This is a genomic window from Bradyrhizobium sp. CCBAU 45321 (assembly GCF_028128975.1).
Taxonomy (GTDB): domain Bacteria; phylum Pseudomonadota; class Alphaproteobacteria; order Rhizobiales; family Xanthobacteraceae; genus Bradyrhizobium; species Bradyrhizobium yuanmingense.
The window spans coordinates 487,458-496,576 of record NZ_LFKZ01000128.1 but is presented as its reverse complement, the minus strand read 5'-3'; the positions used below and the strand labels follow the sequence as shown (position 1 = coordinate 496,576).

General features: G+C 65.7%; 10 protein-coding genes. 9 read left to right on the top strand and 1 reads right to left on the bottom strand.

Translation table 11 applies throughout. From position 1 onward, the window contains the following. Positions 1 to 523, bottom strand: a 523-nt coding sequence (locus ACM43_RS29875; RefSeq protein ID WP_271545079.1) for a flagellar biosynthetic protein FliO, incomplete at its 3' end; no start/stop codon positions are given. Positions 524 to 874: 351 nt separating this feature from the next. On the opposite strand from ACM43_RS29875, the gene flgB reads away from it, so the two are divergent. The 9 genes from flgB (at position 875) to ACM43_RS29830 (ending at position 9,111) form a co-directional block, all read left to right on the top strand. Next, a complete protein-coding gene (gene flgB, locus ACM43_RS29870; RefSeq protein ID WP_271545076.1) occupies positions 875 to 1,279 on the top strand; it encodes a flagellar basal body rod protein FlgB in 405 nt (134 codons plus the stop codon). A 19-nt stretch (positions 1,280 to 1,298) separates the two neighbouring features. Next, entirely contained in the window at positions 1,299 to 1,724 is a 426-nt protein-coding gene (gene flgC / locus ACM43_RS29865; protein WP_036013073.1) for a flagellar basal body rod protein FlgC, read from the top strand. Between the two features lie 16 nt (positions 1,725 to 1,740). Next, a complete protein-coding gene (fliE, locus tag ACM43_RS29860; RefSeq protein WP_036043790.1) occupies positions 1,741 to 2,049 on the top strand; it encodes a flagellar hook-basal body complex protein FliE in 309 nt (102 codons plus the stop codon). Between the two features lie 107 nt (positions 2,050 to 2,156). After that, positions 2,157 to 2,420 (top strand): flagellar biosynthesis protein FliQ, encoded by a 264-nt coding sequence (gene fliQ, locus ACM43_RS29855; RefSeq protein ID WP_025037372.1) that lies wholly within the window; start codon positions 2,157 to 2,159, stop codon positions 2,418 to 2,420. Positions 2,421 to 2,437: 17 nt separating this feature from the next. Continuing rightward, entirely contained in the window at positions 2,438 to 3,208 is a 771-nt protein-coding gene (gene fliR / locus ACM43_RS29850; RefSeq protein ID WP_157280795.1) for a flagellar biosynthetic protein FliR, read from the top strand. A gap of 13 nt (positions 3,209 to 3,221) precedes the next feature. Continuing rightward, entirely contained in the window at positions 3,222 to 4,301 is a 1,080-nt protein-coding gene (gene flhB, locus ACM43_RS29845; RefSeq protein ID WP_271545070.1) for a flagellar biosynthesis protein FlhB, read from the top strand. Between the two features lie 155 nt (positions 4,302 to 4,456). Continuing rightward, a complete protein-coding gene (gene cckA, locus ACM43_RS29840) occupies positions 4,457 to 7,042 on the top strand; it encodes a cell cycle histidine kinase CckA (protein ID WP_271545069.1) in 2,586 nt (861 codons plus the stop codon). Positions 7,043 to 7,272: 230 nt separating this feature from the next. Then, complete coding sequence (locus tag ACM43_RS29835; protein ID WP_128264483.1) at positions 7,273 to 8,286, top strand: Tim44 domain-containing protein; 1,014 nt, start codon at positions 7,273 to 7,275, stop codon at positions 8,284 to 8,286. A 144-nt stretch (positions 8,287 to 8,430) separates the two neighbouring features. Continuing rightward, the gene (locus ACM43_RS29830; protein WP_271545067.1) at positions 8,431 to 9,111 is read left to right on the top strand and encodes a lectin; all 681 of its coding nucleotides are present in this window, start codon (positions 8,431 to 8,433) and stop codon (positions 9,109 to 9,111) included. Positions 9,112 to 9,119 lie beyond the last annotated feature (8 nt).

Sequence of the window (9,119 nt, the reverse complement as noted above, 5' to 3'; positions counted from 1 at the left end):
CGATCGGCTCCGGCGTAAAGCCGCCAAGAGCCGGCTCGCTGCGGCGTTCGGCCAGTGCAGGCGCAGGCCGGCGCACTTCGTCGGCGAAGGATGGCCGCGCGGGCCGCGGCGGTGGCTCGGGCATTTGCGGTTCGGGATGATCGAGCAGCTCGGGCCGCGGCGCGTCGTCGGCCCAGCCGCCGGCATCGGGCAGGGGGGCAAGGCGCGGCGGTTCGGCGGCACTCGGACGTTGCGGAATCTGGTCGCGGCTGGGCGCGGCGCGAACGATGTTGGGCTCGACGACGATGTCGGTCGGGCCGCCGATCATCAGCAGATGCTCGACATTGTCGCGCCGGACCAGCACCAGGCGGCGCCGGCCGTCGACCGCGGCGGCGTCGATCACGGCGAGGCGGGGCATCCGGCCGCGCTGGGTGTTGGCGCCGATGCGGCTTCCGGCGAATCGGCGAACCAGCCATGCAGCGACGCCGATCAACGCCAGAACGACGATGAACGCGACGATGAAGGTGATAGGGCTGCCTTGCATACTTGTCCCCGACAAATGGCGCTTTTTTCGTGCCCATGGTCAGTCGAATCGACCACCGGCGGACGATGCCCCAAACTGCGATTTATTAACGTTCCACGGCAAGTTTTGCCGTCCCCAACTCTTAATAACCCATGAATCGCCCGATCCAAAACGACTTCTTGCCCTGTGCACGTCTCGCCAAACGGCTGGGTTAATGCCACTTTTCGCGGCGTCGAATGGCGGGGCGCAAGAATCAGTTTCGGCTGGGGACATGCATCACGACCGGTCCTTAACCAGCTGTTAACCATACAGGCGGCAAATTCTGCCTAGCGGCGGTCCCTAGGGTCCGTCGGGGCGGAGGGGGCCGCGACGATGTCCATCAACGATATTCCGGAACTGTCGGTGCTTCGCACCAAGATGCAGTGGCATCAGGAGCGCCAGCGCGTCCTGTCCGAGAACGTCTCCAATTCCGACACGCCGAAATTCCGGCCGCGCGACCTGGTCGAGCCCAAGTTCGACAAGGCCGGCACCGTCACGGGGTCCATGGGGCCCTTGGTCCTGACCCGGACCAGCGCCTCGCATTTGGCGCCGTCGGGGGCCCCTTCCGCCTTCGACCAGAACAAGAATGCGGGCTTCGAGACCCGCCCGGCCGGCAATGCCGTCAATCTCGAGGAGGAGATGATGAAGGCCGCCAGCAACCAGATGGATTACGCGGCGGTGACCTCGCTCTATTCGAAGAGCCTGCGCCTGCTGAAGACCGCGATCGGCAAAGGTTAGGCCCTAAAGGAGGCGGATCATGGCAAATGACAGCAGCGACTTCGCCCGCTCCATGGCAATCGCGACCTCGGGCCTGCGCGCGCAGGCCGGCCGCATGCGGGTGATCTCGGAGAACATCGCGAATGCGGATTCGACGGCGCAGACTGCCGGCGGCGATCCCTACCGGCGCAAGGTGCCGACCTTCTCATCCGCGCTCGACCGCACGCTCGACGCGCAGGTCGTCACCCTCGGCAGGATCAAGCCCGACCAGTCCGCCTTCCGCGTCAGATACGAGCCGAACAATCCGGCGGCGGATGCCAGCGGCAACGTCAAATATCCCAACGTGAACTCGGTGGTCGAGATGACCGACATGCGCGACGCACAGCGGTCCTACGAGGCCAACCTCAACATCATCAGTGCGACGCGCCGGATGATCCAGCGCACGCTCGACATCCTCAAGAGCTGAACAGGACATTTAAGCCATGGCATCACCGACAATCGCCGCCAATGCTTACGCCAGCCTCGCCCGCGTGCTCGAGAACACCGGCGCCGGCAAGGGCAGCGAACCGAACGGGCAATCCTTCGCCGCGCTGCTGAAGGACGCCGTCGGCAGCGTCGTGGAATCCGGCCGCAAGTCCGACGCGCAGACCGTGGCAATGGCCTCCGGCAAGGCCAACGTGATGGACGTGGTTACGGCGGTCGCAGACACCGATGTCGCGGTGTCCACACTGGTCTCGGTCCGCGACCGTGTCATCGCGGCCTATGAAGACATCATGAAGATGCCGATCTGATTTGAAGCGAGTGGCGAATGGCGAATGGCCAGCTCTGGCCACCATCCGCTACTCGCCATTCGCTACTCGCTTCTCGCGCCTTCCTCTAACCCCATCGGAACCTCCAAATGACCGGACCCGAGACCCTCGACGTCGCGCGCGATGCGATCTGGACCATCGTGATCGTGTCGTCGCCGCTGATGGTGGTCGGCCTCGTGGTCGGCGTCATCGTGTCGCTGTTCCAGGCGCTGACGCAGATCCAGGAGCAGACGCTGATCTACGTGCCGAAGATCCTCGCCATCTTTGCCACGATGCTGTTGGCGCTGCCGTTCATGGCCGATTCGATGCACGCCCACATGCTGCGGATATCGTCGCGAATCATAGGCGGCTGAGGCACTATGCGTGAATTATGCGCATCGACGTCTCGCTGCTGCCGGCGCTCGCCGCTTCCTTCATGCTCGCCTTCGCCCGGGTCGGCGCGATGGTGATGCTGCTGCCCGGCCTCGGCGAGACCAACATCCCGACGCGGATCAAGCTGTCGATCGCGCTGCTGCTCACGCTGATCATCCTGCCGCTACATCGCAACGCCTATCAGGTCGACATGGGCTCGCTGGCGCCGCTGCTGGTGCTGATGCTGCATGAGATCGCGATCGGCATCGTGCTCGGCGCGACCGCGCGCGTGACGTTGTCGGCGCTCCAGGTTGCGGGATCCGTGATCGCGCAGCAGATGGGGCTCGGCTTCGTCACCTCGGTCGATCCGACGCAGGGCCAGCAGGGCGTGCTGGTCGGCAACTTCCTGACCATGCTGGGCGTGACGCTGCTGTTTGCCACCGACAGCCATCATCTGGTGATCGCGGCGCTGAACGACAGCTACAGGATCTTCTCGCCGGGCGAGACCGTGTCGAGCGGCGACGTCGCCTCGCTGGCAACGCGCGCCTTCTCCGCCGCGTTCCGCCTCGGCTTGCAGCTCTCCGGGCCGTTCCTGGTGTTCGGCCTCGTCTTCAATATCGGACTGGGCGTGCTGGCGCGGCTGATGCCGCAGATGCAGGTCTATTTCGTAGGCGTGCCGCTGTCGATCTTCGCGGGCTTCCTGGTGCTTGCCGTGGTGCTCACCGCGATGATGGGCACCTTTCTCGACTACTTCATCGGTGTCATGCACCAGATGATGCCGCTCAAGTGAGGGGGATCGATCGGTGGCCGAAGACAACGATCCCGAAAGTCAAACAGAAGACCCGACGCAAAAGCGCCTCGACGATGCGCTCGAACGCGGCGACGTCGCCAAGAGCCAGGAGATCAACACCTGGTTCATGATGGCGGGCGGCACGCTCGTCGTCTCTACCTTCTCGGGCTCGGTCGGCAGCGGGCTGCTGACGCCGATGCGCAACCTGCTTGCCAATTCCTGGATGATCAAGACCGACGGCAAGGCCCTGCTCGCGCTGATGCAGCAGATCGAGCTCGCCGTGCTTGCCGCGGTCGGCGTGCCCCTGTTGATGCTGGTGCTGGCGGCCATTACCGGCAACATGCTGCAGCACCGGCTGGTTTGGTCGGCCGAATCCCTGAAACCCAAGTTCAACAAGATTTCGCCCGGCGCCGGCTTCAAACGCATCTTCGGCAAACAGGCGGCGGCCAATTTTCTCAAGGGCATCGGCAAGCTCGTCGCCTTGGCCGTGGTCATGACCATGATCCTGTGGCCGGAGCGGCATCGCATGGAGGCGATGGTCAGGCTCGATCCGGCCGCCATGCTCGGCGCCAGCACCAGCATGACCATCCAACTGCTCGGCGCGGTGGTCGCCGCGCTGGCGATCGTCGCCATCGCCGACTATTTCTTCCAGTACCGAAGCTGGTTCCAGCGGCAGAAGATGTCGCTCCAGGAGATCAAGGAAGAGTACAAGCAGTCCGAAGGCGACCCCCACATCAAGGGCAAGATCAGGCAGCTGCGGCAGCAGCGCGCCAAGAAACGCATGATGGCGGCGGTTCCCAAGGCCTCCGTGATCATCACCAACCCGACCCACTATTCGGTGGCGTTGTCCTACGAGCGCGGCATGACCGCGCCGATCTGCGTTGCCAAGGGCGTCGACAATCTCGCCTTCAAGATCCGGGAGATCGCGCGCGAGCACGACATCCCGATCGTGGAGAACGTGCCGCTGGCCCGCGCGCTCTACGCCACCGTGGACATCGACCAGGAAATCCCGACCGAGCACTACCATGCCGTTGCCGAAGTCATCGGCTACGTCATGCGCCTGAAGCGCGGATTCAGCGCCGGGCGGGGATAAGATGCCCGAAAAGTACCGGAAATGGCCGTAATCTGGGAATCAGCGTACCTTTCGCCCTTGCTGCCCTTGCACCTTAGGGTCCGATTCAGGCAGGGAGGACCCCACGCGCCCGGTGGCGCGTTGATTCTCTGCCGACAGGCTGCGCCAGCTCGAGAATGACCGCCGAGACCGACCACGACCTCACACGCGAGCCCGTTGCGGCGCACGAGCCGTCGCCGCGCTCGGGCAGCATTGCGCTGGTGCTGCTGGTGGCAGCCGGCCTCGTCGCCGTGGCCGTCGGGCTGATGACGCTCGGGCGCGCGCAGGCGCAGCCCTATATCCTCGGTATCCTCGCCGTGCTGGCGATGGTCGGCCTGTTCAACCTGTTCGCCTTCGCCGCCGGCATCATCCGCTTCGCCGACCGCAATCTCGACGATCCCGTCATCGGCCGCATCTCCGATCACGCCTTCGACGGCCTCGCGGTCACCGACGCGCGCGGACACGTGGTCTATTCCAATGCCGCCTATCTGACGCTGACCGGCGCCACCGGCCCGCAGGACGTCCGCCCGGTCGAGCGCGTCTTCATCGGCAATCCCGACGTCTCGGAAGCCGTGTTCCGGCTGCTCAAGGCCGCCCGCGAGGGCAAGCGGCAGCAGGAAGAGGTGCGCATCTCCGGCCACGACGGCAATCAGGGCCGCTGGCTGCGCATGCGCGTGCGCCCGCTCGGCACCGGCAAGCGCGAGGCGAAATACGCGGTGTGGTCGATCGCCGACATCACGCGCGACCGCGAACGCCAGGAGGACGTGTTCCAGGAGCTCCAGCACGCGATCGAATATCTCGATCACGCCCCGTGCGGCTTCTTCTCGGTCAATCCGGCCGGCGAGCTCGCCTATGTCAACGCGACATTGGCGAACTGGCTCGACTACGACCTCGCCGAGATCGGCTCCGGCGGCCTGAAGCTCACCGACATCGTCTCCGGCGACGGCGCTTCGCTCTTGACCTCGATCGTGGCGGTGCCGGGCGAGGTGAAGACCGAGGTGTTCGACATCGACCTGCGCATGCGCACCGGCAAGACCATGCCGGTGCGGCTCTATCACAAGCTCGCCTTCGGCGCCGACGGCGCGCCGGGGCCCTCGCGCACGCTCGTGATCAGCCGCGCCCGCGACGAGCGCAGCGACCCTGATCGTGCCGCCGAAGTGCGCTTCATGCGGTTCTTCGACCACACGCCAATGGCGATCGCGACCGTCGATCGCGCCGGCAACGTGGTGCGAGCCAATGCGCGCTACGCCAAGCTCAGTCAGGCGCTGGGGCTCGACACCTCCTCCAAGTCGATCTTCCGCGCGGTCAATTCGCGCGACCGGCACCTCTTGATCGCGGCCATCAACCAGGCCGCCGAAGGCAAGGCCGACATCGCGCCGGTCGAGGTGGCGCTGGAAGGGGCCAAGGAACGCTGGGGCCAGTTCTTCGTGACGCCGGTCGATTCGGCCGAGACCGAGGCGGAAGCCGCCATCGTGCACATGCTCGAGACCACCGAGCGGCGCGCGCTGGAAAACCAGATCAACCAGTCGCAGAAGATGGAGACGGTCGGCCAGCTCGCCGGCGGCATCGCCCACGACTTCAACAACGTGCTGTCCGCCATCATGATGGCGAACGACTTCCTGCTAAACGCGCACAAGCCGACCGACCCGTCCTTCCAGGACATCATGCAGATCAAGCAGAACGCAACGCGCGCCGCCACCCTGGTGCGGCAGTTGCTGGCGTTCTCGCGGCGGCAGACGCTGCGGCCGCAGGTGCTCGATCTCGGGGACGCGCTGTCCGATCTCACCATGCTGTTGCGCCGGCTGATCGGCGAGAAGGTCAAGCTCGACCTCGTCCACGGCCGCGACCTCTGGCCGGTGAAGGTCGACGTCTCCCAGTTCGAGCAGGTGATCGTCAACCTCGCGGTGAACGCGCGCGACGCCATGCCTGACGGCGGCAAGCTGATCATCCGCACCGCCAACGTCACCAGCGACGATTCGGGCAAGCTCGCCTATAAGGGCATGCCGGCCGCGGATTATGTCCGCATCGAGGTCGCCGACACCGGCACCGGCATCCCCGCCGACATCCGCGACAAGATCTTCGAGCCGTTCTTCTCGACCAAAGAGGTTGGCAAGGGCACGGGCCTCGGGCTCTCCACCGTCTACGGCATCGTCAAGCAGACCGGCGGCTTCATCTACGTCGATTCCGAGCCGGGGCAGGGCACCTCGTTCCACATCTTCCTGCCGCGCCACATCGCCGAACCGGAGGTGCAGGTCGAGCAGCCCGCAGCCGCAATCGGCGCGACCAGCGGCGCCGCGAAGGAAGCCGCGCCCGCGGCGGCAGAGGCGAAGCCGCGTACCGACCTCACCGGGCAGGGCACCATCCTGCTGGTCGAGGACGAGGAGGGCCTGCGCGCGCTCAATGCCCGCGGCCTGCGCTCGCGCGGCTACACCGTGGTCGAGGCCGAGAACGGCGTCGAGGCCATGGAGGTGCTGGACGAGCAAAGTGGCGCGATCGATCTCGTCGTCTCCGACGTCGTCATGCCGGAGATGGACGGCCCGACGCTGTTGAAGGCCATGCGCGAGAAGAACCCCGACATCAAGTTCATCTTCGTCTCCGGCTATGCCGAGGATGCCTTCGAGAAGAGCCTGCCCGAAGGCCAGCAGTTCGACTTCCTGCCAAAGCCCTTCACGCTCAGCCAGCTGGTGGCGGCGGTGAAGGAGACGATGACGAAGCAGGGGTGAGACCTGCCGCTCTCCTCGCAATGACGGCTGGTGGGCCAGCTCGGCTCGCGGACCCGGGGAAAAGCGGAAATCGGGTCGTAAACCCGGCGGTAAGCATCCTCCAATGGTTCCCGTAAAACCCCTGTCATATATGGGCTTTTGCCACATCCCCGCGACTGAGGGCCGCAGCCGCAAGTTTCGAAACCGGCTTCACTTTTCGGGAAGTCTGACCATCTTAGGGGCACGTCCCCATGCCGGGGATTTGGGAAACGCACATGACTTTCTCGCTTCGCTCCCGGAAATTCTTCAACGCGATCGCCGTCGTTCTGGCGCTTGCGCTGCCGACCGCGCTGACGATCTCGTCGGCCGACGCCCGCGCGGGTGGCGGCATGTCGTCCGGTTCGCGCGGTACGCGCTCCTATTCGGCGCCGCCGTCGACCACGACCGCCCCCGGCTCGGCCTCGCAGTTCAACCGCACCTACACCCAGCCGGGCGCAGGCATGAACTCGGCGGCGACCGCGCCGGCGCGCGGCGGCCTGTTTGGCCGCGCCGGCGGCTTCATGGGCGGCCTTGCAGCCGGCTTCCTCGGCGCCGGCCTGCTCGGCATGCTGTTCGGTGGCGGCCTGTTCGGCGGCCTCGGCGGCCTGTCCTCGATCATCGGCCTGATCATCCAGATCGCGCTGGTGGTGCTCGTGGTCCGGCTGGCGATGTCCTGGTGGCAGCGCCGTCACGCTCCGCGGGCGGCTTACGCCAATGCTGAGGCCGGCGCAGCGCCCGGACCGCAGACGAACTATCGCAGCGGTCTCGGTGGTGGCCTTGGTGGCGGCCTCGGCGGCTTCGGCTTCGGCGCCAACAACGCGCCGCTCGAGATCAAGCCGGACGACTATGAGGCGTTCGAGCGCCTGCTCGGCGACGTCCAGGCCGCCTGGTCGAACGAGGACGTGGCCAAGCTGCACACGCTCGCGACGCCGGAAATGGTCTCCTATTTCGAGCAGGACCTCGCCCAGAACCGCGCCCGCAATGTGGTCAACAAGGTCACGGATGTGAAGCTGTTGCAGGGCGACCTCGCGGAAGCCTGGCGCGAAGGCGAGACCGACTATGCCACGGTGGCGCTGCGCTTCGCGCTCACCGACAAGACGGTGGATCGCAACACCGGCGCAATCGTCGCCGGCAGCGAGCAGCCGGGCGAGGCGACCGAGATCTGGACCTTCGCCCGCCGGCCGGGCACAGGCTGGGAATTGTCAGCGATTCAGCAGACCAACTGATCGCGGACGAGATGAGGAACCAGGGCGTCGTGCTTCGGCACGGCGCCCTTTTCTTTTGGGCCTCTCGCAGCACGGCATCGGAATAAGCGGGGGCGCCTCGGGTTGAAGTCAGGCGGCGAACAAAAACAACGTTGGGAGGACAGGATGATCCGTATCGAGAGATCCATGACGATTTCCGGTGTAGCGCTGGCCATGGTCTTGCTTGCTTCCCCATCGGCGCTGGCGCAGTCGGCCGACATGACCTTCTTCGTGACCTCCAACGGCCCCGGCAAGGGCGCCGATCTCGGCGGTCTCGAAGGAGCCGACGCGCAATGCCAGAAGCTTGCACAAGCCGCCGGCGCCGGCACAAAGACTTGGCGCGCCTATCTGTCGACGCAGGCCGCCGACGGCAAGCCGGCCATCAACGCCAAGGATCGCATCGACAAGGGGCCGTGGCAGAACGCCAAGGGCACGGTGATCGCCAAGGACGTCGCCGAGCTGCACGGCGCGAGGAACAATCTCACCAAGCAGACCGCGCTCAGCGAGAAGGGCGAGGTCATCAATGGTGCCGGCGACCAGCCGAACCGGCACGACATCCTCACGGGATCGCAACCGGACGGCACCGCGTTCGCCGGGCCGGACGATCGCACCTGCAAGAACTGGACGTCGAGCACGCAAGGCGCCGCGATGGTCGGCCATTTTGATCGCCGGGGTCTGCGCGACGATGAGCCCTCGAAATCCTGGAACAGCTCTCACCCCTCGCGCGGGCCCGACGGCGGCTGCTCGCAGGCCGATTTGAAGACCACCGGCGGCGACGGTCTGCTGTACTGCTTCGCGACGAATTGAGTTTGGGG